The sequence below is a fragment of the Jeotgalibaca sp. A122 genome (genome assembly GCF_052266715.1).
GTDB lineage: Bacteria > Bacillota > Bacilli > Lactobacillales > Aerococcaceae > Jeotgalibaca.
Map to the genome: position 1 here is coordinate 126,774 of NZ_JBQPRB010000004.1, position 25,069 is coordinate 151,842.

Annotated in this window: 27 protein-coding genes, 1 pseudogene and 1 riboswitch; of the genes and pseudogenes, 7 read left to right on the forward strand and 21 right to left on the reverse strand. The window is 39.6% G+C overall.

Annotation, left to right across the window (positions count from 1 at the left end; all coding sequences use genetic code 11):
• Positions 1 to 195: 195 nt before the first annotated feature.
• The 3 genes and pseudogenes from tnpB to ACTU7M_RS06160 all read right to left on the reverse strand — a co-directional run bounded on the left by tnpB (position 196) and on the right by ACTU7M_RS06160 (position 2,825).
• Complete coding sequence (tnpB, locus tag ACTU7M_RS06150; protein ID WP_443473509.1) at positions 196 to 1,338, reverse strand: IS200/IS605 family element RNA-guided endonuclease TnpB; 1,143 nt, start codon at positions 1,336 to 1,338, stop codon at positions 196 to 198.
• A gap of 11 nt (positions 1,339 to 1,349) precedes the next feature.
• Positions 1,350 to 1,745, reverse strand: a pseudogene (tnpA, locus tag ACTU7M_RS06155) (IS200/IS605 family transposase); the annotation flags it as partial.
• Positions 1,746 to 1,916: 171 nt separating this feature from the next.
• On the reverse strand, positions 1,917 to 2,825 hold the full coding sequence (locus ACTU7M_RS06160) for a Gfo/Idh/MocA family protein (RefSeq protein WP_443473510.1): 909 nt from the start codon (positions 2,823 to 2,825) through the stop codon (positions 1,917 to 1,919).
• 98 nt (positions 2,826 to 2,923) lie between these two features.
• On the opposite strand from ACTU7M_RS06160, the gene ACTU7M_RS06165 reads away from it, so the two are divergent.
• Positions 2,924 to 3,967: an aldose epimerase family protein gene (locus tag ACTU7M_RS06165; protein ID WP_443473511.1), complete on the forward strand. Its 1,044-nt coding sequence runs from the start codon at positions 2,924 to 2,926 to the stop codon at positions 3,965 to 3,967.
• A 47-nt stretch (positions 3,968 to 4,014) separates the two neighbouring features.
• On the opposite strand, the gene ACTU7M_RS06170 is transcribed toward ACTU7M_RS06165, so the two are convergent.
• The 3 genes from ACTU7M_RS06170 to ACTU7M_RS06180 all read right to left on the reverse strand — a co-directional run bounded on the left by ACTU7M_RS06170 (position 4,015) and on the right by ACTU7M_RS06180 (position 8,008).
• On the reverse strand, positions 4,015 to 5,508 hold the full coding sequence (locus tag ACTU7M_RS06170) for an MFS transporter (protein WP_443473512.1): 1,494 nt from the start codon (positions 5,506 to 5,508) through the stop codon (positions 4,015 to 4,017).
• Positions 5,509 to 5,812: 304 nt separating this feature from the next.
• Positions 5,813 to 6,586, reverse strand: coding sequence for a helix-turn-helix domain-containing protein (locus tag ACTU7M_RS06175; protein ID WP_443473513.1), 774 nt, complete (start codon positions 6,584 to 6,586; stop codon positions 5,813 to 5,815).
• Positions 6,587 to 6,655: 69 nt separating this feature from the next.
• The gene (locus ACTU7M_RS06180) at positions 6,656 to 8,008 is read right to left on the reverse strand and encodes an MATE family efflux transporter (RefSeq protein WP_443473514.1); all 1,353 of its coding nucleotides are present in this window, start codon (positions 8,006 to 8,008) and stop codon (positions 6,656 to 6,658) included.
• 132 nt (positions 8,009 to 8,140) lie between these two features.
• Here ACTU7M_RS06180 and ACTU7M_RS06185 point away from each other — a divergent pair, with 132 nt between their 5' ends.
• The gene (locus ACTU7M_RS06185) at positions 8,141 to 8,767 is read left to right on the forward strand and encodes a YczE/YyaS/YitT family protein (RefSeq protein ID WP_443473515.1); all 627 of its coding nucleotides are present in this window, start codon (positions 8,141 to 8,143) and stop codon (positions 8,765 to 8,767) included.
• 305 nt (positions 8,768 to 9,072) lie between these two features.
• Here ACTU7M_RS06185 and ACTU7M_RS06190 read toward each other — a convergent pair whose 3' ends face one another.
• Positions 9,073 to 9,510: a VOC family protein gene (locus tag ACTU7M_RS06190; RefSeq protein ID WP_443473516.1), complete on the reverse strand. Its 438-nt coding sequence runs from the start codon at positions 9,508 to 9,510 to the stop codon at positions 9,073 to 9,075.
• 222 nt (positions 9,511 to 9,732) lie between these two features.
• Here ACTU7M_RS06190 and ACTU7M_RS06195 point away from each other — a divergent pair, with 222 nt between their 5' ends.
• On the forward strand, positions 9,733 to 10,923 hold the full coding sequence (locus tag ACTU7M_RS06195; protein WP_443473517.1) for a coenzyme F420-0:L-glutamate ligase: 1,191 nt from the start codon (positions 9,733 to 9,735) through the stop codon (positions 10,921 to 10,923).
• A 57-nt stretch (positions 10,924 to 10,980) separates the two neighbouring features.
• Here ACTU7M_RS06195 and ACTU7M_RS06200 read toward each other — a convergent pair whose 3' ends face one another.
• The 4 genes from ACTU7M_RS06200 to ACTU7M_RS06215 form a co-directional block, all read right to left on the reverse strand.
• Positions 10,981 to 11,496, reverse strand: coding sequence for an ECF transporter S component (locus ACTU7M_RS06200; RefSeq protein WP_443473518.1), 516 nt, complete (start codon positions 11,494 to 11,496; stop codon positions 10,981 to 10,983).
• Between the two features lie 2 nt (positions 11,497 to 11,498).
• Positions 11,499 to 11,882: a DUF4430 domain-containing protein gene (locus tag ACTU7M_RS06205; protein WP_443473519.1), complete on the reverse strand. Its 384-nt coding sequence runs from the start codon at positions 11,880 to 11,882 to the stop codon at positions 11,499 to 11,501.
• A 68-nt stretch (positions 11,883 to 11,950) separates the two neighbouring features.
• Positions 11,951 to 12,101: riboswitch (adenosylcobalamin (AdoCbl) riboswitch) on the reverse strand.
• Between the two features lie 50 nt (positions 12,102 to 12,151).
• Positions 12,152 to 12,406, reverse strand: a complete 255-nt coding sequence (locus ACTU7M_RS06210) for a DUF6718 family protein (protein ID WP_443473520.1) — start codon at positions 12,404 to 12,406, stop codon at positions 12,152 to 12,154.
• Positions 12,407 to 12,419: 13 nt separating this feature from the next.
• The gene (locus ACTU7M_RS06215) at positions 12,420 to 12,755 is read right to left on the reverse strand and encodes a thioredoxin family protein (RefSeq protein ID WP_443473521.1); all 336 of its coding nucleotides are present in this window, start codon (positions 12,753 to 12,755) and stop codon (positions 12,420 to 12,422) included.
• 72 nt (positions 12,756 to 12,827) lie between these two features.
• On the opposite strand from ACTU7M_RS06215, the gene ACTU7M_RS06220 reads away from it, so the two are divergent.
• Complete coding sequence (locus tag ACTU7M_RS06220) at positions 12,828 to 13,277, forward strand: VanZ family protein (RefSeq protein WP_443473522.1); 450 nt, start codon at positions 12,828 to 12,830, stop codon at positions 13,275 to 13,277.
• Between the two features lie 34 nt (positions 13,278 to 13,311).
• Here ACTU7M_RS06220 and ACTU7M_RS06225 read toward each other — a convergent pair whose 3' ends face one another.
• Positions 13,312 to 13,779: an S-ribosylhomocysteine lyase gene (locus tag ACTU7M_RS06225; RefSeq protein ID WP_443473523.1), complete on the reverse strand. Its 468-nt coding sequence runs from the start codon at positions 13,777 to 13,779 to the stop codon at positions 13,312 to 13,314.
• Positions 13,780 to 13,906: 127 nt separating this feature from the next.
• Here ACTU7M_RS06225 and ACTU7M_RS06230 point away from each other — a divergent pair, with 127 nt between their 5' ends.
• Positions 13,907 to 14,596: a YjjG family noncanonical pyrimidine nucleotidase gene (locus ACTU7M_RS06230; RefSeq protein WP_443473524.1), complete on the forward strand. Its 690-nt coding sequence runs from the start codon at positions 13,907 to 13,909 to the stop codon at positions 14,594 to 14,596.
• A gap of 18 nt (positions 14,597 to 14,614) precedes the next feature.
• On the forward strand, positions 14,615 to 15,100 hold the full coding sequence (locus ACTU7M_RS06235; protein ID WP_443473525.1) for an LURP-one-related/scramblase family protein: 486 nt from the start codon (positions 14,615 to 14,617) through the stop codon (positions 15,098 to 15,100).
• A 227-nt stretch (positions 15,101 to 15,327) separates the two neighbouring features.
• Here ACTU7M_RS06235 and ACTU7M_RS06240 read toward each other — a convergent pair whose 3' ends face one another.
• A complete protein-coding gene (locus ACTU7M_RS06240; RefSeq protein ID WP_443473526.1) occupies positions 15,328 to 15,951 on the reverse strand; it encodes a flavin reductase family protein in 624 nt (207 codons plus the stop codon).
• A gap of 149 nt (positions 15,952 to 16,100) precedes the next feature.
• On the opposite strand from ACTU7M_RS06240, the gene ACTU7M_RS06245 reads away from it, so the two are divergent.
• Entirely contained in the window at positions 16,101 to 17,006 is a 906-nt protein-coding gene (locus tag ACTU7M_RS06245; RefSeq protein ID WP_443473527.1) for an exonuclease domain-containing protein, read from the forward strand.
• A gap of 27 nt (positions 17,007 to 17,033) precedes the next feature.
• Here ACTU7M_RS06245 and ACTU7M_RS06250 read toward each other — a convergent pair whose 3' ends face one another.
• From ACTU7M_RS06250 to ACTU7M_RS06285, 8 genes are all read right to left on the reverse strand, one after another.
• Positions 17,034 to 18,104 carry a hypothetical protein gene (locus ACTU7M_RS06250; protein ID WP_443473528.1) on the reverse strand — a complete coding sequence of 357 codons (1,071 nt, stop codon included), beginning with the start codon at positions 18,102 to 18,104 and terminating at the stop codon, positions 17,034 to 17,036.
• Positions 18,082 to 20,493 (reverse strand): PEP/pyruvate-binding domain-containing protein, encoded by a 2,412-nt coding sequence (locus ACTU7M_RS06255; protein WP_443473529.1) that lies wholly within the window; start codon positions 20,491 to 20,493, stop codon positions 18,082 to 18,084. The genes ACTU7M_RS06250 and ACTU7M_RS06255 overlap by 23 nt, the downstream gene beginning before the upstream one ends.
• A gap of 13 nt (positions 20,494 to 20,506) precedes the next feature.
• Positions 20,507 to 21,391 (reverse strand): UbiA family prenyltransferase, encoded by an 885-nt coding sequence (locus ACTU7M_RS06260; protein WP_443473530.1) that lies wholly within the window; start codon positions 21,389 to 21,391, stop codon positions 20,507 to 20,509.
• Complete coding sequence (locus tag ACTU7M_RS06265; RefSeq protein WP_443473531.1) at positions 21,384 to 22,250, reverse strand: phosphatidylserine decarboxylase; 867 nt, start codon at positions 22,248 to 22,250, stop codon at positions 21,384 to 21,386. Before ACTU7M_RS06265 ends, ACTU7M_RS06260 begins: the two co-directional genes overlap by 8 nt.
• A gap of 2 nt (positions 22,251 to 22,252) precedes the next feature.
• Positions 22,253 to 22,858 carry a CDP-alcohol phosphatidyltransferase family protein gene (locus tag ACTU7M_RS06270; protein WP_443473532.1) on the reverse strand — a complete coding sequence of 202 codons (606 nt, stop codon included), beginning with the start codon at positions 22,856 to 22,858 and terminating at the stop codon, positions 22,253 to 22,255.
• A 14-nt stretch (positions 22,859 to 22,872) separates the two neighbouring features.
• A complete protein-coding gene (locus tag ACTU7M_RS06275) occupies positions 22,873 to 23,397 on the reverse strand; it encodes a CDP-archaeol synthase (protein WP_443473533.1) in 525 nt (174 codons plus the stop codon).
• Positions 23,398 to 23,604: 207 nt separating this feature from the next.
• Positions 23,605 to 24,315 (reverse strand): lysophospholipid acyltransferase family protein, encoded by a 711-nt coding sequence (locus ACTU7M_RS06280; protein WP_443473534.1) that lies wholly within the window; start codon positions 24,313 to 24,315, stop codon positions 23,605 to 23,607.
• Positions 24,316 to 24,327: 12 nt separating this feature from the next.
• Positions 24,328 to 25,047 carry a glycosyltransferase family 2 protein gene (locus ACTU7M_RS06285; RefSeq protein WP_443473535.1) on the reverse strand — a complete coding sequence of 240 codons (720 nt, stop codon included), beginning with the start codon at positions 25,045 to 25,047 and terminating at the stop codon, positions 24,328 to 24,330.
• Between the last annotated feature and the right edge of the window lie 22 nt (positions 25,048 to 25,069).

Genomic DNA, 25,069 nt, shown 5'->3' on the forward strand with positions numbered 1-25,069 from the left:
CTGTTCTTATTTTAACCTAAATACGCAATGAATGATACGTGAACTACTCACCACTTAGCTAAACCTACCAGTTCTTAACGCTTGAAGTGGGAGCTTCTTGGGAATAGAGCATACTTGTAAGCGCATTTCTTTACCCACAGCGGTTTCTCTTATTTACCAAGCTATCCCCGTAGTCCCTACGGTTCCTGATTCTATCTAAGCTGATTGTTTTATCCGTAGACCTTCGGTCAGGATATTGACACTTGCATTTGTATCCCAGTCATGATGTGCATCACAAACTGGGCACGTCCATTCCCGCATTTCGAGCGGTTTCTTGCCACCTTTGTGTCCGCACTCTGAACAGATTTTGCTGGAAGGAAACCATCGCCCGATCTTGATAATGTCACGACCATACCAGTCAGCTTTGTATTGTAGTTTCGTCACAAAACTAGACCAGGAAACATCAGAAATGCTTTTAGCCAGTTTATGGTTACGCAACATCCCTTTTGTGTTTAAGTCTTCAATACAGATAATATCGTGATTTTTGATAATTTCTGTACTCAACTTATTCAGAAAGTCGTTACGCTGATTCCTTACTTTTTCATGTAGTCGTGCAACTTTGCGTTTTTGCTTTTGATAATTTTTAGCTTCAAATAGATTGCGACCTTTGTTTTTGGCCGACAAGGCACGCCTAGACAACTTACGTTGTTCACGTTTTAGTTTCTTTGCCATCTTTGACGTAAATTTATTGTTATCAATCTTTTGACCATCAGAAAGAATGGCAAAGTCTGTAACACCCAGGTCAATCCCTATAGCAGAGTTGGTTTTAGGTATTTCCAATATTTCTTCTTTACACAATAAGGAAATATAATATCTCCCACTTGAATGACGAGAGATGGTAGCGGATTTTATGAATCCTTTTGGTTGTCTGTGAAGCTTAATTCTAATAAGCGATTTCAGTTTAGGAACTTTGATGAATGTATTATCAAATAAACGTACCGTGCCATTTTGATTGTTAGTGGTATAGCTTTGAACAGGATTTTTCTTGCTTTTGAACCTTGGAAATCCGACGGATTTATCACGAAAGAAATTTTTATATGCTTTATCTAGATTTAGTTGTGCATTCGCTAAAGCAAGGCTATCCACTTCTTTCAAAAACGGAAAGTCTTTCTTGTATTTAGCCGGCGTTGGAAAGCTCTTCTTTTTAGCGGGATCATTTCTGGTTTCTTCATAATTTTTCATTCGGTCAGCGAGCATGAGATTGTAGACCTTACGGACACAGCCAAAAGACTTCGCAAAAAAAACCGCTTGCTCTTCTGTTGGATAAATTCTGAATTTATAGGCTTTTAGTCGTTCCATAAGGTCCACCCCTATTTATGATTGTTGCTTTGATTTTGAATATACGTCTTGATGACAGCAAGTGGCGCACCACCAGTTGTCAAGAGGCAGAAACTTTTAGACCAAAACATTCCTTTCCAAAGATATTGCTTGATGTTTGGGAAGTCTCGTTTTATCAATCGGGAGCTCGCACTTTTATAAGCATTGATGAATTTTGTCAATGCTGTTTTTGGGTGTGCTTTGAACATAATATGAAGATGGTCTTGATCATGATTCCATTCCACCAGGGTTATGTGATACGTTTCTGCAATGCGTACAAAAGTTGTTTTAGCAAATTCAGATATGTCATCATCAATCACTTGTCTACGGTATTTAGTTACCAACACAAGATGATAATGGAGAAGAAATACTGAATGATTATTCGTATCTCATTCCATTGTTATCTCAGCTCATTTCTTATCTAGACTGATTATAACCTAGGACAAAATAAAAAGGCAATAAGCCTTTCAGATCGGTTTACGAGTTCCCAACGGTAACCCGCATACCGAACGGCATTCATCACCCACCTATAGAGGATGGGCGACTTCTGCCTAATTAAGTTAAAAAGCTAGGTGCTCTTGCACGATTTTTTCGCACAATTCATGTGTTTTTTCTGAGCTTGATAAGCTTACCGGATTAATACCCGTAGATACACCTTCAATAAAGCTCTCAATAAGTGGAGCAAACCCCCGCTTCTCAAGTGTCCCTGTCCAGTCACCAAAACTTTCAGTTATTGCACGGTTTTTTTCCAATATTTGTAGTTCGGTCAAATCCGTCACACGATGTATGCCCGCGAGTGACTGAACCTCTATTTTTTCTTGTTTGGCACCAGCTTCATAATTCATTGAGACAATGGCTGTTGTTTGCTCGGTTTCCAGACACAGCCATACCCGTTTGAGTTTGCCATCTTCTTCAGTAATACGGGATTGCGATGCTATAATAGGGTCATCCAATAAATATAAAGCAGTATCCAAGATATGAATAAATAAATCATATATCGCGAAACGGACTTCCTCGTCATTATTTACGCGATCCTTTTGAATAAAAATCATTTTTTTGTCCGGAATATCCTTCAATTTTTTAACCATCGGAGCAAAGCGACGGTTAAAACCTACCGTCAAAAGCACTCTCTTTTCTTCTGCCAGAGCCAGCAATTCTTTTGATTCAGCTAAATTCTCACTAATGGGCTTATCCACGTAAACGTGAACACCCTTTTTCAATAAAAATTTGATTGTTTCATAGTGGACATGAGTAGCGTTATGAACGAAAGCGGCATCTAGTTCGATTCCTTCTAACGCTTCAATGGATTGGTGCAAATGCCGGAATCCATATGCTTGACCAACGTCGTTTAATACTTGTTGATTTCTGGTAACAAGATGCCATTCAATATCACTCCGCATTTGTGAAATGACAGGCAAGTAAGCTTTTTGGGCGATGTTTCCAATTCCAATAACTGCTATTTTCAACATGTATGACCTTCGCTTTCAATTTCGACTTTCTTATATTGTATCATTAATGAAAACTGTTACAATATTAATAACCAGTTTTTTTGAAGGGAGAAATTAATTTGCAAATTAAAGAAAAAGTTTTCGGGAAGATAAATGAAACCGATGTCATAGCTATCACACTGACAAACACGTCAGGTGCGTCCATCACCGCCATGACCTATGGTGCCACTTTACTTGAATGGTCAGCCCCTGACAAAGATGGCTCTTTTGCAAACATCACAATCGGTTTGGATAATTTAGATGATTATATGCTTCATCGGCCCTTTTATGGCGCAACTATAGGGCGCGTAGCGGGACGAATTGCCCAAGGTAAATTCAAGCTTAACGAGATAGATTATCAACTCGAACAAAATCAAAACGGTAATCATCTGCACGGAGGAGCCCAGGGTCTTGATACAAAAATTTGGGAATACCGCGTAGAGAACAACGAATCCCAAGCAAGTATTGTCTTCTCTTATTCTGATCCAGCGGGATCGAATCACTATCCAGGAAATTTGAATGTAGAAGTTATATATACATTTACTGAAGAAAACGAATGGAAAATTAATTATAAAGCTACTGCCGATGCACCCACACTATTCAATCCAACCAATCATGTTTATTTTAATTTACATGGTAATATGAAAAACACCATCTTGGATCACGAACTGCATATTGCGGCTGATCGCTTTGTAGAACTGGATGACAATACCATTCCAACCGGAAATAAAGTATCTGTGGCTGGGACACCTTTTGATTTCCGCCAACCTACCTTTACAAAACAGGCTACAGAATCTGATCATCCTCAGGCCAAAGCAGTGGCTGGGCTGGATCATCCTTTCATCTTGAATCATTCTAAAAATAAGGTTGCTGCTCGTTTATATGAAGGCACAAGCGGCCGTTGTATCGAAATGACAACGACTGAACCAGTGGTGGTTGTATTTATGCACAACGGACCAAGCGCGTTCACATACAACGGGAGCGCGATTCCAGCCTATACGGGTATCACACTTGAAACGCAAGGTTATCCTGATTCGATCAATAAAAATGATTTTGGGAATACCGTTTTAAATCCAGGCGAAACCTATGAATCACAAACCATTTATAAATTTAGCGTGGAATAACAAAAGAACCATCCTCCCGATGAAACGGGAGAATGGTTCTTTTATTATTAATTGTTTGTTGTTGCCACTTCTACTTCTGATTCCTGTACAGGACTTTCTGCTGAACGCAACTCAGACAGTCTTTCTTGAACGCCTTCCATTGCTTTACTATCCAGTTTGTAGAATTTCATAAATACTAGGGCAATAACAATTGAGATAAACGGCAGGACTGCATAAAGCAGAAGTGCTATCATTCTTAAGTCACCAGACAATGGTGTGTCAGCCGTTGGATAAGCTGTACCAAAACCAACTGCCGCTAAAAGCCAACCAATCATCATTGGTGCAAGTGAAGATGCCAATGAGTCTGTTAATGAGAAAATCGTTCCGATTACACCCGCAACATAACGACCAGACTCACTTGTTTCGTAGTCAGAAATATCTGCTGACATTGTAAGTACCAAAGAGGATGGTGAACGGGAGAAGCCACGAGCCAAAGCGTAAATCGAAATAAATAGAACTGCTTTAAATGTGATGTTACCAAAGTCCACATCACCTGGTTGGATGTTCATCATCAACATACCCAATACAACAAAGAATACAGACGCTAGGGATAGGTAAATAATATATGCGCCGCGTAGTCCTTTTTTACGAGCCAAAGCTGTTGCTCCAAAAGTAATCAACAAATCTGGAATAATTGTCAGCATGGACATTTGACCAGATAGTGCAAAGTTACCAAGTAAAATACCGAAAACAATAATTTGAGCAACTTGGTCACTCATCAATTGTACACAGAATTTAACGAATGCAGCTGCCATAGAAAGCATTTGCAAAGGACGGTTGCCTTTAATAACATGTGCGTAATCTTTTAAGCTTGTTTCAGTTGTATTTTCACCTAAACCAAAGTATTGTTTTTGGTCTTTTGCCGAAATACCGATAATAGCCAAGATACATAGAATCAAGGAAACAACGATAACAGTACCAACTAACTCTTGGAAGAAACCAAGTGTAAAGCCACCATATTTTGGCTCTAGGTAGTTCGAAGCGTAAATTTGTCCACCAGTGAAAACAAAAATCATGAAAATTCCATCTGAAATATTGAACATTGGACGTTGTTTTGGATCACTTGTCAAAACAGATTGACCAGCTTTTGTAACAGAAGCTTGTAATGAATAACCAATTTTATGGATAATCAAAGCTACCACCAATACGGGTAGACGAGCAGGTTCCGGTAACAAATGTGTTGTAAACAAAATCAAGAATGATGCAATTGTTATCAAGTTACCCATTAACATCAACGGACGGTACTTGCCCCATCTAGTTTCTGTTTTATCAATAAACACCCCAATTGCAGGGTCAATAATACCATCAAAAATACGAACATATCCCATAAGTTGACTAATGAACAATGCTGCAAGTCCTACAAGACCAGTTGAATAATAAGTTACAAATCCGAATGCAAATAAGTACAAGTTTGTGGAAGAGTTATTTAATGAGAATAAGACAATTTGCCACCATTTGGCTGTATGATATTTTTCTTGCATATTACTAGTTGAATCTGACATTTCCTTACCTCCAATTTATATTTAAACACTATTTATGAAAACCGCTTTCGAAAAATATATCACAATAAAAACAAATTATTATTGAAAACGATTTCATTTCACTTTAACGACAAATTGATTTTTAAATATCCTCTTTGCCAATAAAAAGTAGGAATATCCTTTATACATTAAAGCACTTACAATCAATTTGACCTCATAAGTATAGTGAAAAAATGAACATTAGACATTAACTAAAATTGCTGGTTTTTGAACTACTTTTGCACAAAACAAAATGAAAGCGCCTATGTTAGGCGCTTTCACATTTTTAATTATGCAAGTTTTTAAGATACACAACTGGAGAACTCCCAGTAATTTTCTTGAATATTTTACTGAAGTAGGAATTACTGTTGTAACCTAATTTTTCTGAAACTTCCCCTACAGTTACTTCCCCACCCTGGAATAACAACTTTGCCGCTTCTATTTTTTGGTGGTTTACGTACTCACTAATGGTATAACCTGTTTCTTTTTTAAACTTTCGTGCCAAATGTGAACTGTTCACATGAAATGTTGCGGCCAAATTTGATACATTTAATTCTTCCCGCAAGTGATTTCCAATGAAAACAACAATTTCTTTTATTAAAGGTGAATACTTTAAGGTTGAATAATTTGCTACCAGATCACAATATTCAGCAAACATATTGGGACTGATGACGTGTTCCAAATAGTCCGTTGTGGTTGCCTGTTCGATTTGGATGGCATATTTTTCAAAAACCAGATGTAAATAAATGGCAGCTACCCCACCTAGCTCCCCCGCTACCCGGCATAATGTATTTCGGATAATCATCCCATTCTTGCGTGTCCGCAATGGATCTCCCTTCAAATGTGGATTACCATAATAATATCCGCTATTTTGATCTAGTCCCGGCATTTTAGTGGCGCGGTCCAACATTTCTCTATTTCCACTTTGAATGGCTTGAATAAGTAGTTTATCCCGTTCCATCGATTTTTCGATAAAGTGTATCGAATTGCCTCGATTATCAAGATTATCTTCTGACAATAAATCATATAGGTTCGTGGAACTTGTATAGTTTTCTGCCATCCATTTCACCCCAAACGTTTTTCTATTATTATACTTGAAATAACCCAGAACTACAAAAGGCAACTCCAATCAAGAAGTCATGAAACGCTTGAATTGAGTGGCATCGTCATTTTTTTTAACAAGCCTGATAGCATATACCAATATCACGGTTGAACCTATCCAGGCCATCGGATGGCTAACAAGAATGCCCGTGAAGCCAAATGTACCGGCAAGTGCAAGCGGGACCAAAATTCGCATTGTCATTTCCATCAACCCCGCAAGCGTTGGAGCGACGGCTTTTCCAATACCTTGAAGTGTATAGCGAATCACGAATAATACGGATAATACCATGTAAAATGGTGTCGTAAGTTGTAGATAGCGCTCAATATACATCAATGTTTCCGGGTCGTCGGCTCCAAATAAAGTCTGTGATAAAGAGGTACCAAAGAAGAATAGAAGAAGGCCTATGGTGAGGCTATAACCCAGGGAGATAACCAAGCTGCCACGTATCCCTTGCCATACTCTTTCCATCAACCCCGCCCCTGCATTTTGAGCGGCAAATGTTGCCATAGCAACTCCAATTGAAATCAAAGGCATAACAATCATGGCTTCAATCCTTTGTCCAATAGCATGGGCCTCCACCGGAGAAGAACCCAAAGTATTCAGCATCAACTGCAAGATAATCGAACCTATGGTTATGATAGCTGACTGAATACCTATCGGGAGACTCATTTTCAAATGAAGTTTTATTTCTCTCTTATCAACTTGAATATCACCTTTTTGAATCTTGAAATAACTGATGCGACGAGACAAATAAAAATAACAGATGATTCCGACTAGAAATTGAGACAAAATAATTGCCAAAGCAACTCCTTTCACTCCTAGCGGTATAATAATAACGAACAGAAAGTCAAAAATAATATTAAGGATTTGCGATAATACCATCAAATATAATAATTGCCTGGTACTTCCCATGGAGCGTAATGAATTTATCATGACATGAAAAAGCATCATTGCGCCCAGTCCCAGTATGGAATAAATAAAATAATCTTTACTCTGACTATAGAATTTTACAGGTATATGCATTAACGACAACAAAAAGTCCGAAAATACATAACCCAGGACACTGATAAGTACAACAATAACCAGCGACAACAACAAACTAGAAATAAAACTGCTACGGATTCGGTCTCCATCTTTCATTCCCAACCTTTGTGCCAACACCAAAGAAAGGCCCGAAGCAATCCCTTGAATAAATCCTTGCAAGAAGAAAGTTAAACTCGCAACTGCCCCAATAGCGCCTAACGCACTTAAGCCAAGTGTTCTCCCCACTATCATCGTATCTATTAGACTATATAATTGTTGGAACAAATTCCCTAAAATTAAAGGAATCGTAAATTTAATCAGGAGTGTCAACGGTTTCCCCACGGTCATATCTGTCATTTTTCAGTCTCCATCTGCGGTCTAATTTTTAGTATGCGGATTCATTTTACTACATTTTAGGAATAATAAAAGATGGTTATTTCCGAACATTTTTTATATAATATTCAGTGCCGATAAAGAGGAGGAAAAAAATTGAAAAAAAACTTAACTGTGCGGCTCCTATATACGATACTTGGGATCATTTTAATAGGATTTGCTGTCGCTTTTGTACGCATTGCCTCTCTTGGAACAGATCCTTTTACAACCTTAAATCTTGGAATTACTGAATTTACAGGACTTCGCTATGGCATAACAAGTATTCTCACTACCACAATTGCCACTATTTTTATTCTATTTGTAGATAAACGCTTAATCGGCCTGGGTACCATCTTGAACATTTTGTTAGTGGGAAATATTTCCGATATTATCGTTAATTTTGGTCTCGGAACATTTGGACAAGCCGAAGCATTATGGCTGAGGATTGTCATTGCTATTCTGGGTGTTTTATTCTTGGCAATCGGAGCGGCAATGAATATTGTTGCTAATCTGGGAGTTTCTCCGTATGATGCGTTACCATTAGTTGCAGAGACACTTGGAAAAGGCAAAATTCGTTTCCAATATGCTCGGATTGTGTTGGACTTTTCATCCGTTGGCCTCGGATATGTGCTGGGTGCAACAGTTGGAGCGGTGACACTTGTAAGTGCGTTCTTAATGGGACCTCTATTGCAATTTTTCCGGATTAAATTTTTCAAGCTATTACAAAAATTCGAAGCAAATTAAAAATGAAGGGAGTGGGACAAAAGGCGTTTAGCCCCGAATCTTCTACCGTATACCATATCCGTAAGCTACTAAAGTAGCAACGGCTATGGCAACTGGAACGAATAAGCGCAGGATGGTCGCAGACCATCTGATCTTTATTATGGAGGCACTGTGGGCTAACGCCCAAGTGTATCATGTTTGTAAGCTGCCGAAGCAGCAACAACCATGACAAAGTGACGTCGGGGCTGCCTTTTGGAGCACGTTTACGGGGCAGATGTACGAATACAGGAAAGAGGCCGGGACTTTTGTCCCGGCCTCTTCATTTTTTAAGTTATGTCTACCGCCAAGGTTGAAAGCATCCACTCCACCCCAAATTTGTCGGTTGTTTGGCCATAGAGGGGACTCCAGAAAGTTTCCTGTAGTTCCATATTCACTTTTCCACCTTGTTTTAACTTATCAAACACATCGCGTGTTTCTTCTATATTGTCAAAGACGAGTGTCACGGTGATATTGTTACCCACAACATACGGCATTCCCGGAAAATTGTCGGAAAGCATGAGATAGGATCCGTTTGGCAATTGGAGGGTAGCATTCATGATCCGGTCTTGGATAGATTCCGGCACGGGATCTCTTTCAGGATCTTCTGGCATATCGCTGAACTTTGTGAGGTCTAGAATATCTGCACTTAAGATATCCGCGTAGTAGTTGATTGCTTCTTCTGCTCTTCCTTCGAATACTAGGTAAGGATATGAATCGATTAACATATTATAACCCTCTTTTCGAATAAGATACTTGCACGTTCATCTTAGTTTGTTTTACACTAGCCGTCAAAGAATAACTATTCGTTAACTTTCATTTTTTTGTTGTAAAACTCATTCAATAAGCATATAATTACCCAGTACTACCATTAGTTTGAATTTTTCAGTTCTTATTCCTTTATTTTATAGTAAGATAGGGATTGACTGAACATTTAGGGAGAGATTTAAGTGGAGAGAGTAGTAGGAACTGTCGTTAGAGGTCTTCGTGGTCCAATCATCAACAAAGGTGATGACTTAGAACAAATCGTTGTCGACACTGTACTGAACGCAGCAAAGGTTGAAGGGTTTACCATCGGTGACCGTGACATCATTTCTGTAACAGAATCAATCGTTGCTCGGGCACAAGGAAATTATGCATCTATCGATGACATTGCAACAGATGTTGCCAAAAAATTCGGGGATGATACAATCGGTGTTATTTTCCCAATTTTAAGTCGTAATCGTTTTGCTGTATGTTTACGTGGAATTGCAAAAGGTGCGAAAAAAATCGTATTGATGCTTAGCTACCCTGCTGATGAGGTTGGTAATCATTTAGTAGATTTAGAATCACTGGATGAAAAAGGCGTGAACCCTTGGACAGATACATTGTCCGAAGCTGAGTTCCGTGAACACTTTGGATATAAAAAACATACCTTTACTGGAATCGACTATATTGATTACTATAAATCAATTGTAGAAGAATATGGTATTGAGTGTGAAGTTATTTTCTCAAATAACGCAAAATCCATTCTAGACTATACAAAGAGCGTTTTGAATTGCGATATTCACTCACGTTTCAGAACAAAAAAACAATTGAAAGATAACGGTGCTGAAAAAGTTTACAGCTTGGATAACATTTTGGCTGAACCTGTTAACGGCAGTGGCTTTAATGAGTCCTATGGTTTGCTTGGCGCTAACAAAGCAACTGAAGGAACAGTTAAATTGTTCCCTCGCAATGCACAACCAATCGTTGATAACATCCAAAGCCGCATTAAAGAAGCAACAGGCAAAACGGTTGAGGTTATGGTATATGGTGACGGCGCGTTCAAAGATCCTGTCGGGAAAATTTGGGAACTTGCTGATCCAGTTGTATCTCCAGCTTACACACCTGGTCTTGACGGAGTTCCTAGCGAAATCAAATTGAAATACTTGGCTGACAACAACTTCGCTGAATTACAAGGTGAAGAATTACGTCTAGCAATTTCTGAGTTCATCAAGAACAAAGAAACTGACTTGGTTGGCGCAATGGAATCTCAAGGAACAACTCCTCGTCAATTGACTGACTTAATTGGCTCCCTGTCCGATTTAACTTCAGGTAGTGGAGATAAAGGAACACCTTTCATCTTCATCCAAGGTTACTTCGATAATTATACTAAATAAGAAAATCCGCATAACCTGTATTGGTTGTGCGGATTTTTTGACATCTTTTGTGGAAAATTATTTTTTAATATACTTTTCAAATAATGGTCGCAAGATAGGTTCCAGGATGATATAAAAACCTGCATTCCCAACTGCATGAGCAAAGTCAAACGGCAAACCCAAAGTATAATAGGCCCAAAAATTAGTCATGCCATAGGTTTTATATGACACCAACGATATCACGAACCCATAGAAAAAACCTGAAAATAAGGCAAACAAAACAAAAAGCCACTTTGTTTTGTTTCCATGAATAGGCCGTAGTACGATTCCTGTAAAAAGGATAATCACTGCATAGCTAAACAGTTGGGCAAACGTCCAAGGACCCATCCCCATTATCATATTTGATAAAAAGAGGGATAGACCAGCCACAATCAACCCGTCCCCCAGGCCTAGATACAAGGTCAGTATTAACAAAATAGCGGTCATGGGTTGAACATTGGGTAAAAATTGAAAGACAACGCGTCCGACATAATTCAATGCAACCAAAATTGCCAGCAATGCAATATGTTTTGCATCATAACGCTTCATTGACATGGTTACTCAAGTCCTGCTAAATCGAAATCCACGACGTCTCCATCTGACAATTCTAATTCATGAGCGCCTACTGGTGCCATTTCCCCATTCAAATCAAATAACCAGTATTTACCTGCTTCTGCATCTTGCTCGTAACCATTGATTGTTGTGATGAAGTTATCTTCATCAACGACTTCGAATTCTTCTTTCATAACATCCAACAAGAATTCTCCAGGCTCTACCTCAGCTGTCACTGAACCTGCTTCAATCAATTCCCCTTCAACAGATACATTAATCGTGACCTCAGACAAATCTGCGCTTTCCACCGTTGAATCGACTGCTTCAGTTTTTGTTCCACAAGCTGTCAAAGTTGCCCCTGCAAAAAGCAATAAAAACCATTTTTTCATTCTTTACACTCCTTTTGTTTTTTACACAGGCAACAAAAAAGCCTATGCGCCCTGCCACATAGACCAAAAAAACAATACCGTTTTACCTCGAAACCGTATGCGTGCGTATAAGCATCCAGGGATAAAGATCTGACTTGAACAGCGATGATGTTCTCACAGTGGCGGGACCGTGTTGGATTTTCACCAACTTCCATATCCGAGGAGTCTTTGTATTGGGTTTTATCTTTCATCATTGTATCCAAGACTTCATTTTTTAGCAAGTCTGCAAATTAGCGAGTCGTCTTTTCCTGAACAGCTTTCTCGAAAGCCTCTTTTGTATTCTCAACTTGTATTGGAGCGTACTCTGGCCATGCATCGTCCAGCTTAGCCCCTTCATCGCAACTTACGATAAGAAATTCAGCGGAACGTTTGAAAACCCCTTCGAGTTGCGGGATATAATTCAGAAAATCCGTGACATCTCTCAACGAAATTGCCGCGCTCCCTTTTTTCTTAAACGTTTTTGCAACTAAATATTTATTTCCCATAACTCCTCCTGAATCAGTAATTTTCTACAAGTCGTGCTATCTGTTCCTCCAGTTCTGCCATTATGACGAAACGGGCTTTGCGAATCATTTCCTTGCCATCTACAAATAGTAACAACGCTGGTACAGTAAACACACTAAACGCCCCTGCTATGGCTGGAATCTTGTCAGCATCCACTTTTATCATTTTAACTTCAGGGAAAGCAGTTAACATTTCCCTAACCTGTGGTAAAACAGCATGGCATACGCCGCAGTCTATCCGAGAAACATAAACAAAAGCAAATTGATGTTCCGCTATAAAGGTATGAACATCCTCTATGCGTTGCGCTTCTACATATGGAATCAATGCCATTCCCTCCTTTAATTTTTCCTTTTTTAATATTATAACATGATATACTAAACCTATAAAAAAAGGAGTTTCTATATGTCACGAAATAATAAATGGTTAAATTGGGGATTTGTCGTAGCCTGGATGGGGCTCATTTTTTCCTTTTCGGCCCAAAAAGGCTCTGATTCCGGTTCTTTGAGTGGTTCAATCGTCAGCACCATTCTTTCGCTCTGGCATTCCCTCTTCCCCTCTATCACCCTAGACCAAGACACAATACATTTCCTCATTCGCAAAGGTGCCCACTTCACCGTTTATCTTATACTGGGGTTACTGGTCGTGAATGCACTCTCTAAAAGTGGCGTAAAAAGTAAAAAACGTTACGCGTTGGCTCTTTCCATTTGTTTCTTGTACGCAATTAGCGACGAAATCCATCAAGCTTTTGTACCAAATCGTGGTCCTAGCTTTTGGGATGTGCTGTTGGATACGAGCGGATCTGCTTTTGGTCTGTTAGGATATGGGACGGCGAAAAATATGAAAAAAAAATAAAACAGCTTTCCTGAGGGAGAGCTGTTTCTGTTTGTTATTTTGCAGGCAGCACGCGTTCGAAAGGATCGCGACTGATGCCTTTTTCCAGAACTTCACGTGCGTATTCTTTTGCCGAGAATAAGCTATGGTCGCGATAGTTTCCACATTCCTTAGCAGTTACAGCTGGAATCACTTCTGTTTCCAAAACTTTTTCCAATGTTTTTTCTAAAGCTTCCGCAATTTCATCCGCAGTTGATTCATTCCATTTAATGCAATAGAATCCTGTCCGACATCCCATTGGCGAGATATCGATAATACCCGGTAAATAATCACGCATATAGGTTGCCAATAAATGTTCCAAGGTGTGAACTGCACCTGTTGGAAAAGCATCTTTATTTGGTTGTAGGAAACGCAAATCAATTTTTTGAATGGTTGCTTCTCCATTTGTTTCTGTACCAGCCACTCGTACATAGGGCGCCTTCACAATATTATGATCCAGTTCAAAACTTTCTACTTTAGCCACTTAAATTCCTCCTTTTTCCTTCTTTCCCATCCTACAAGAAAATCACTGAGAATGAAAGAGACCCGATTTGACATTTTATCTAATAAGCGTGAAAATCTAGATTAGAATATCTGACAAGGAGAAACACATGTCCTACAAAACTTTACTATTTGATATAGATGATACTTTACTCGATTTCAAGGCTGCAGAACACCACGCCATTTCAAGTCTGATGATGGAATTGGGGATTGAACCAAGTGAAATAAATATTCAAAATTATTCCCGAATTAATCAAGATTATTGGAGCCAATTCGAGAAAGGGTTACTCGCTAAGGATGTTTTAATCGCAAAGCGGTTTGAAACTTTCTTTTCCCTTCACCAACTGAGTGTAAATGGTAAAGAGATGGACAAGAAATTTCGCGGCAATTTAGAAAAAGGACACTTCTTGATTGAGGGCAGTCTTTCATTGCTGGAAAACTTGAAGTCAGAATTTGATCTTTATGCCGTGACGAATGGGGTAGCGCGCACGCAACATCGTCGCATCAACGATTCAGGCTTGATTAACTATTTCCGCGATATTTTTGTTTCCGAAGAAACAGGTTTTCAAAAACCAACAAAAGAATATTTTGACTATGTTTTTGAGCGAATTCCCGAATGCGATGTTAATAAAACTCTGATTATTGGTGACTCACTGACTTCTGATATTCTAGGAGGAATGAATGCTGGAATCGATACTTGTTGGTTCAACCCAACAAAACAAAAAAATCCTTATTCTCACATTCAACCAACTTATGAAATTACAGCTTTGGACGAACTAACTGCTATATTGAAAATATGAAGTAAAGGGATGATATAGATGAAATACTACATCAAGCAACAAGTGTTTTCATGGCGTGACCGCTTCACGGTAAAGGATGAAAAAGGTAAAGATGTTTATTTTGTGGAAGGCGAGTTATTTTCCTGGGGTAAAAAAATTGACGTAGCGGATGCTTCTGGCAATGTCGTCCTCCATATCAAACAAAACTTGTGGAATTGGCTCCCAAATTATACCCTTTTCATGCATGGCCATGAAGTGGCCACTGTCAAGAAAGAATTGTCTTTCCTCAAACCGCGTTACAGCATTTTTGGGCCTGATTGGGAAGTAGAAGGAAACATCTGGGAACATGATTACCAAATTTGGGAAAACGATGCGTTGGTCGCAACTATAACCAAGGAATGGTTCACTTGGGGTGACTCTTATGAATTGGATATTGAAGATGACAGCAATATGCTCCTGGCTTTAGGCATCATTATCACGATCGATTGCGTGATAGCCACGCAACAAGCAGCAAGCTCCAGTTAGTATCAAGTTTGAAATTTAAATCAACCTACCTCGATATGTTATTAAACCATTTTCGAGGTATTTTTTTATCGAAATGGTTCTATTAATCTTTATTAAACCATTTCATCCATATTTATTCGTTCAAATGGTGTTATTACCAATAATTAAACCATTTCGCCCTGTTTTTTATGGGGAAATGGTTTATTGAGGAACTAGGGATAGTGGCGGGGGCAAAATCCCTGCCTCTCTTATTTTGGTCGATCTTTACGATACATTTCATCCAGCGTCGCATAATATGGCCCCGCCAAACGAGCGACCGGATTTAAGGCTGCCACATCGATGTAGGCTTTTTCTTTATCAAAAACGGCTTCGTCAAAATGGAAATCTGTTACTTCCAGGAAAAAGAAGTCTGTTACAACTTTCTCCTCCCGGTTTTTGACGGGATGATAATCGTACAACTTTACTTCCATCCGAATCTTCGCTTCTTGAATACCTGGGGTTTTGACCGTTTTACTATCGATTAAGTGGAGGCCTGCGAATGCAATCTCGCTCTCATTTGCTGGTAAAGGCGCAGACGTTTCATTCATTTTATCCACAACATCCTGACTCACAATGTGGACAACGCCATTTTTATATTTAATTAAATTGCGTGCGGAATCTTTCGGCTCACCATCCGTGCCACGAAGAATGGCCATGGATATAAGCGGCAACTGATTTGAAACCCCACTAGTAAAACTGAAAGGTGCCGCATTCACCACCTTCGTTTCTTCATCCAGGGTTGTAATCCAGCCAATCGCACGTGGAACAATACTACCGGAAATGAATTTATACATTGTTTTGTTGTCTAAATCTTCAATCGCATAATGATACATCCTGTCACTCTTTTCTATAAGAATTTTCCCTCAGTATACCACAGGGTCTTCCTCCAGCTATTTAAATTGCTCCAAGCACTCAAGTGGTATATTGGTTAAAAAAGCTGTATAATCAATTGCAAACTAAAATGGGAAGTAGGGAAAAGAATTTGGATTTTGTAGCCATTGACTTCGAAACAGCCAATAATCGTGGTGATAGCATCTGTTCAATCGGAATGAGTCGTTTTTCAGACGGTAAAGAGGTTGATCGCTATTACCGTTTAATTAATCCTGTTCAATCTTTTAGCACTTCTAACATTGGCGTCCATGGTATTTATCCAGAGGATGTCAGGGATGAAAAACGATTCGATGAATTGTATCCGGAAATACGTGGTTTCATTGGGGATGATCCGTTAGTAGCTCACTTTGCGCAATTTGACGTTAAATGCCTTCAAACCACGATTGAAACATACCGCTTACCCAAAATGGAGAATGCTTATTTCTGTTCCTGTGTCATGGCGAAAAAATTGCTCAATCTTAAAAGTAATAGTCTCGTAAACGTCCTGGATTACTATGGTCTGGGCATCGAGAACCATCATAATGCCATGGACGACGCTTCCGCGTGCGGTCAAGTAGCAAGTAAGCTGCTGCGTCCTTATGATTATGAAATCAAGGGATTTCTAGAAGAACATAATTACCAAATGGGGCAATTATTCTCCCACCGCTTCGGGCCGATTAAAAACATTAAAAAACCCACGGCGAAACAAAGTACTATTCTACGTCCAAAATCGGCACTTTTTGATATCACTCATCCTTTTTATAAAAAGCACGTTTGTTTTACTGGTCGACTTTCACAAGTTAAACGCCAAGAAGCCGCACAGATGGTTGTGGATGCGGGCGGATACTTCGACCCGCAGCTCGCCTACGAAACAACCTATCTCGTTGTTTCCAATAGTGATTGGGCAAAAATCGGCACGGCTTCAGAAAGTCGTAAAATCGAACAAGCTCGTGAACTTCAGGGATTGGGTCGCAACTTAACCATTTTGTCGGAAAAAGACTTCCTCAGGTTATTTTAAATATACAACCCTAAGTGCGCCATGCACTTAGGGTTGTATATTTTTACTATAGTAGGCGTACTCGCTCTGGTCGGTAATACTTGAAATGACATAACTTCCCGACACTTTACCTTCCAGAATGTAACTGGAAATGCTACTGATTTTGCGATTTTTAAATTCTTCAATTAAAGAATAAACCAAGGCTGAACCAAGCCCTTCATGGTGTTTATTAACGGCCATATAAAGGATGATATAGTTTCGCGTGGTTTGCTTCGTTAACAAAACGCGTAGAATTTCTTTTTTAGATAATGTTTCTTTAACGAGCTGGTTGCCGTAATTCGGCACTGCAATCAAAAAACCAGCCAGCTTCCCCATGGGATCAAATGCTAATTTCACATAACGTAAAACCAGAATGAGTTTCAAATTATCATATAATTTCATGAACTCTTCATCGCTGATACCTTTAAATACAGGAAAATTTTTAAATCGCTCCTGCAACATTTCCGATACTTTCTTAAAATCAGCATCCAGCGTTTGCTTTGATGGACTTTTAATAGTGTAGCCTTTAGCCTTAAACAGATGGTAGCGCGCCACATATTTTTCTTGATTAATCATTTCATCGACAGGAGCATAGTGATTGGAAAAATAAGTCGCCGACCGATTGAAACCATTGGCTTCCCAAAGTTTTTGGTAATAGGCATGGTGATACAACTCCGAAAAATAAGGTTCTTGTTCAAAATGATTGATTTTTAAACGGTAACCTAACCAAAAACTTGCATTCATCGGTCCTTCTATTTTTTCCTTCCCATACATCTGGGCTAAATGCGTTGCAAAATCCATTAATAATTTGGCAGCTTCTAAATTATTTTCGGCCTCGAAATAACCCAGATACGCAGTTGAATCATCTGGGTAACATGTCAAAACAGCTCGTGCAATGATTTGAGTGCCTTCTTTAACCACTATTGGTGTTACCTTGAAGTAGTGACTGAGTGGATGCTTCCCTTCCAGCAGCTGTCGCAAATCTTTTTTGTTTTCAGTGCGAAAACCAGGCTCATAGAGGGTATCGGAAAAATCAATAAAGCGTTCTTGTTCCACTTCATTTAATCGTTCTACCTTCATCAAAAGCCTCCTTTCGAGTAACCTGTCCAGTATTACCATCTAATATCACTTGTTCGCCCGATTGCAATTGTTGCGTTGCATGTTTAATGCCAACAACAGCTGGGATTCCCAATTCGCGGGAAATAATAGCCGTATGGGACAATAAGGATCCTTTCTCGGCAATAATCCCTTTTGCTTGCGTGAGCAGAAACACCCAACCCGGATCCGTCATCTGCGTCACCAAAATCTTATCTTTGGCATCGGTCCTCACCTCGTTTGGCTGGTGGACCACTAAGATCTCACCCTCGACGATACCATTTGAAGTGGGAGTACCTTGCAATATTTTTTCATCAGTGCCCTGGCGAGCATTCTCTATATTACGAACAACCTTATTGTAGGGACTCCCCTGAAACACCAAATACCCGTATGCCGGTAGTGATTCAAATCCTTCTTGAGCCAACTTACGCTCCTCGATGACACCATGATAATCCTTTAAGTCAAATATTTCCTCTGTTGTTAACCAAAACACATCGTCATGAGCTGAAATAAGGCCTTTTTGCTCTGCTATCTCTCCCAGACGCCCGAACAAAGTCCGCACCATTCCATAAATACGGCTCCGATTCAAGCGTGATGTTTCCCTGTGTTGGATACCCAGACGCGCTCGTTTACTAACAAAACGAAAGACATGTTTACGCCACCCTTTAAACGGTTCCTCCATTTCTGACGGAGCCGTTGTGATAGGCTTTGGCGAAGTATCCAATAAATCCACCATCTGCCGAATAGCTTTTAACGGCTGGCTGCGGAAGGTATCAGCTTCCAGCTTCAGTTCCTCCAATCCTCGATCACCATATTTATCGATATACCGCGTAAATTCTTGTGCAAACGCAGGCTTGCGATTCAAAAACAAGGCCAATTCTGACTCTGTTTGAATCTGCTTCAATTCTTCAACCAAGTCATGTTCACGGACAAAAGCCATTAGCTGTTGCATCCCGATTACAGGCTCCATACTGGACATCATAGGAATTCCGGAAAACCAATGATACCATTCACCACTTTCAGGATCTTTGCCCCATTTTCTTAAGATACGTTTTGAAATTCCGGTGTATATAAACGCGTATAAATCATTAACCAGTGTTATATCCCATTTCGTTAAAACCTGCTCTGCTAAAGTGTTATAGAGTTGTTCAACTTCATCCGCGGTCATATCAGCCTTGTATGTTTCTGTGAAAAAAACAGATGTGTCTTGAAATTCCTGATTCAATTCATCCATTTGCTGAGGAGCTGTTATCAACTCTTTTAAAATACGTACGGAAATTGACAAACTTTCCCATAGACTCGTTTTTTTCTCTAAATCATGTGAGATAACGACTTCTTTTTGCGAGAAACCCATCATTTCTTGCCAAATAGGCAGGATGAGTTTGGGAAAGGGTAAAAATTGTAGTAATCCATATAAATGGTTCATATTATAGTACATGCGTCCATTAATTCGTACCACGAGTTCCTCGAAAGCTGATTGGTAACTGGCTACCAAAGCTTGTGAACGTGAAAAACGCCAAGCGACCCCTTTAAAAACGTGCTCATAAGCAAACTTAATGAAACTCTCCGTTAATGGTTGGGTCAAGCCAGGATAACTCTCTACCAAGTTACTATTGTTATATACGACAACTTCTCCCCTAGGATACGTTGTAATCGGTCGGGCTTGTAACACAAAAACTTCACCCTTGTAAACCGCAAACTCAATATCCAACTTTTCTTCCGAAAGGCCATCCACTTGTTCCAACAAGCTTTCCAGTTCTTCCTCACGCAATTGCGGACTGTCCTCTTCTCGCTCAAAATAAATCAATGATTCGTCACGTTTTAAAAAATAGGTGGTTACCGGAACTTCCGCATTCACAACCCCTTCTCCCAGGCCATTGCCGACGATTAACACACTTTCATTCAAAAGACCTTGTGGATTCGCGGTAAATAACACACCGGATTTTTCCGCCGGGACCATTTCCTGCACGATTACCGTTAAACCCAATTCGCGCTTTTCTATTTCGTGAAAATGCACATAGTCCTGGATATGATTATTCCCAACAGCGCGTAAACATGCTAAAATCTTTTCCCCCAATTTTTCTTTGGGAACATTTAAAAAGGTTTCAAATAGACCAGCGAAAGAAGTTTCATTACCATCTTCCATAATAGCGGAAGAACGCACTGCATAGAGCGGGACCTCGCTTAGCGAAGCCAGCAATTCTTCTTCCACTTCCATAGTATTTCCAGTTTGGCGAATATAATCTGCAACGGGCATGGATAAGGCGAAAAAATCGGGAACATTTAACCCCAATTTTTTCATGTTAGCAAGCTCAACCGCTTTGCCGCCACTGTTTTCTCGTGTCATTTGGTTATACGTGAGCCAGTTTTTCATGAATCCTACTCCTTTAGAAATATAGCATTGCGATAAGTATCAAAAAAATAGAGAGATGCACCACCAAATAAGCGGGAACAATCGTTTTTAAGTTTTTTCCGGCCGGTGCTTGATAATAACGATAAAAGAAATATAACAATACCCCATAGGCAACGATCAATAAAACAGATGCGCTTAATTCATAAACTAGAATCCAGGCGGCTAAAACGCCTACCGCGGCAATGCCCACAATAGCCAATAGCGAACCTTTGAAACCCCATACCTGAGAATAGGTGACGTATTGGTTCTCATCCATAGGCGCTTTAATTTTTCGGGATATTTCCCATAATAGTGCTGGAATATATAGAACGATGGCAACACAGACATTTTCCCATGTCCACAAGGCTAACCCGTAATGATAGGTAACAAAATGAATCACATAAAAACTAAGAATTAACTGAACCGGGTTATGTGTGACAAGTGCCAATACTAAACTCGGTTCTATTTTATCGCGTTGAAAAAACCAAACTGTCATCAAAAATCCATAAAAGATAACCAATAAAAATGGCCCCAGCGGTTGTGGCAGCACTAAATTGATTCCCACCATTGTTACAAAAAGTAGCGTTCCCAGGAACCATAAATCTCGTTTATAAACGCGACCGGATGGCAAGGGGCGTTCGGGATAATTAATCCGGTCATTTTCTAAATCCTTGAATTCATCAGCTATCCGTAATAAAAACAAAAAGGCAAAGACTGTATAAACAATCCCTAAATCTTCCCAATGAAATTGATAAATCGGGGGCGCTTCCGCAAAAGTTAAAACAGCTAAATATTGAACAGCCACCATTAAAGTACTTATAAATAATCGCGGGATAACTGGGTACATTTCATTCGCATAAATTTGTAGTCGTTTAAACATGTCTCCCCACCTTTTCTCCGTATCGAACTTTTACTTCAATCCCTTTATGGTTGTGGGATGAAATATCCTCATCCAGCATAATGGTATCTTTTTCATAACAGACCACAATACTAGAACCGCCATAGGCAAAATAGCCCTTCTCTTGTCCTTTTTTAAATTGCGTAATACCGTGATCGTGGATTTTCCCAACCAACATCGCACCCACTTCGATAAATAAAATGCGCCCAAAATGTTCCGTCTCCAATAGTTGCCATTGCCTGGTATTTTCGGAAAATACACGTGTATGGCGGTGAGCTAGCGGGCGCACTGAGTGAAGAACGCCGGGGATGTATTGTCCAGCAACCTTTTTTCCAGCTTCCGGGTAACAGTAGCGATGATAATCATCCATCGTCAGACGATACACGAAGCAATGCCCGCCTTGAAATTGTCCGGCTACATCGTTATCCCGAACCAATTCTTCGAGCGTATAACTTTGGCCTTTAATTTTAAAAACACCCGCACGCGTTATCGGATAGACCATCAACTTGCTGTCGGCGACGGCTATTAATTGGTCGGTTGCGGTCGCAATGGGACGCACGGAAGGTTTCAAACGCCGGGTAAAAAAGGCGTTAAAAGAATGAAAAGAATTCCTTTCGGATTCAGTTAAATCGATGTCGTATTTTTCAACGAAAGGCTGGATTTTTTTAATGGACCGCTTGGTATTATTAAGCCGTGCTTTCCAATTGGAAAAAGCAGGCTGGATAAGCGGTCTCAAAATGATTCTTCCTAAAGAAGTTCCATAAAGAAACTTGAGTGTTTTTCCGCCCACTTCCAATTCTTCATAAAAGTCTTCGGTTTGACGATTGTAAATTTTCGGCATGGTCATAACCTACTTCCAACAATAACAACAACGATTATCGCCAATATAATAAAAAGGAGGTACATCTTTCCGGATGGTCTTGCAACCGGAACATTCCATATGAAACCTAACGGTAAAATGAAGTAAATAAGTGCGACTGTTGCGCGAAACAAAGCACTCCCCACTGCTCCAAAAAGACTGAAGAAAGCATACGTTACCGTTAAGGTTAAGGTGATATACGTCAATGGCATACCAATAAAAGCATCACCTTTGGTAATATGAAAATAACCGAGGCGATGAACACCGCAAACTGCATACAAAGTCGCAAGTATGAGCGGTACATACTGTCCTTCAAGTAATTGAAAGAGAAACGCAATGGGCAGAGCAATAAAGGAAACCATATCCACGAATGAATCAATATATTCGCCCATTTGTTGTTGCTTCTCATCACGTTTGAATAATCTGGCGAATTTTCCATCAAAAAGATCACAGAGACCGGAAAATACGAATAATATAATAGCAGCATCTAATTGTACTTGGAAAATGTTTCTCATGGACATAAGCGATAAAAATAAACCCAGCAAACTCAATAGATTGGACCTATGAAAGGCAGGTATCACTTTGTACATAACGTTCTCCTCTCCTAAATTGATTTCTTCCACCCTAACTTAACGAGAACCATATTAATAACTAAATGGGTCACTGCTCCTAAAAATACATAACCCAGATATTGGCCCAAACCGATTGGGTAAAACAGCCATAACACCAAGGCACAACCGAATAAGGAATCCATTTGATCTAACCACAGATATTTCCAAGGTTTAGCTACATAAGCTGCTTTTCCCGGTTGTATCCCTCGTCTTCTCTTCATAAAACTATTTGGCAACTCAAACAGAATATACGCAATACCCAGTAATGCTCCTACTAGAATATTAAAAGTAAGCGTATTTGATTGCTTTATATAAAATTGATTATTACTTTCCAAAAAAGGAATAAGACGACAAATAAAGCCCCATAAAACCATGGCAAGTACGCTAGTCATCACCATTCCCCAGGCACCTCGCCACGTTTTATTTTCCCCGAAAACCCGCTGACCATCACGCCACAGTTTTCCTTTATCCATCGGCGTTTGCCAATTTTTAAGCCATGATGACTTTAATAATTTCATATTCGCAACACCCGCTATGATCACCGGCATCAAGGTAATATACATACGCAATATCAGTCAAACCACCTCCCAATTGCCAAAAGTATAGCATAATGTCACTAAAATTCTGACTGATAACCCATCTGACTAAAAGTAGGCATTTAAGTGCGAAGATTGGCTCAAGTAACAAAAAAACCAAGGCGCCATGGCCTCGGTCAATAAATTTTGTTAAATTGTTTTTGTGACATGTTGCGTGATGACATCTTTTGGCAAGGTATTTAATGCGTGCTGAATTTCTTCGGCGACGACTTTTTTCTCCTTGAAAAAACTCAATCGACCGGTGAAATAAATCGGTTCTCCCACACGAATTTCATTTGACTCATTGAGGGCCACGATGGGCACAAAAGGCACATGCTGTTTCGTTTTACGATAATAGTATTTTTCAATATATAAAAAACCATCGTAAATTTCTTTCATTTCTTGGCTATCATCACTGTAATCAACATCCGGGAAAATCAAAATACTGCTCCCATTTTCCAAAGCTTCTACCGATTCATTCATCGTTTGCAATACGTCGCGTGACTGCCTGTATACGGGAATCCCTCGTCCAGATCGTGTCAATGTCGAAGCAAACCAAGCCAACGGGATAGCCACAATTTTGGCGATACTACGTGGCCAACCAAATCTTTCGGTCAATGTGTAATCCACATATTGATGATAGCTCGTTTCATAGGCCATAAAAACGCTGAATATCCATGTTCTCACGAATTCCGGATACCATTTTAGGACACTGATCGGACCGACCATATTTTGATGGTGGGAGACATAAACAACCGGACCTTCTTTATTTTTACGAAAGTCTTGAATAGTCGCTTTCTTAGAAGATAGACGCAAAATGCCGCGTATGAACTTATAAAATACGCCATAGTCTGTTGGCATCCTTTATCCCTCCTACCTATATTCAATGAGCCGTTTTTTCATAAAAAAGCCAATCATGATTTGCTTGGCGATTCGCCATGAATCACGGAATGTTTTGTAGTGCGAGGCTGGTTTCTTCCCAAAATAGAGTGTTTGGATAGCAACCTCTTGAAGAGGGATTTTGTTATGAATAGCCATCATCAGCATATTCATTTCATACTCAAAACGTTCGCCTTTGATTGACAGCAACCAATCAATATCAGAACTATGAAATCCCCTTAAGCCCGTTTGTGTGTCAGAAATATAAGTTCCAAAAAGACCTTTAAAGACATGACTTGTTAGCTTGTTTCCGAAAGCATTTTTATTTGGTACTTGTTCTAAATCGAAGTCGCGAACACCCAGAACGATACCGTGGTTCGATTCCTCTAAAACTTTCAACAAATTGAGAACATCCTTTACGGCATGTTGGCCATCAGAATCCGCTGCGACAATTTTTGTAATATCCGGGCGATTTTCTTTTAAATAACGAAAAGAGGTTTTGAGACCCGCACCTTTACCGCGGTTCTCCGGATGGATTAAAACAATGCACTGGGGAAATTTTTCAATTTCCCGAAAAACAGCTTGCGTTTCATTTGTACTTCCATCGTCAATGATAATAATGTTTTCTATCCCTTCATGAATAAGTTCTTTCACATAAGAAATAAATTCTCGAGCAGGATTGTAAGTTGGGATAATTACTGTAGACTTTTTCAAATCTTATACCTCTCTCTCACGC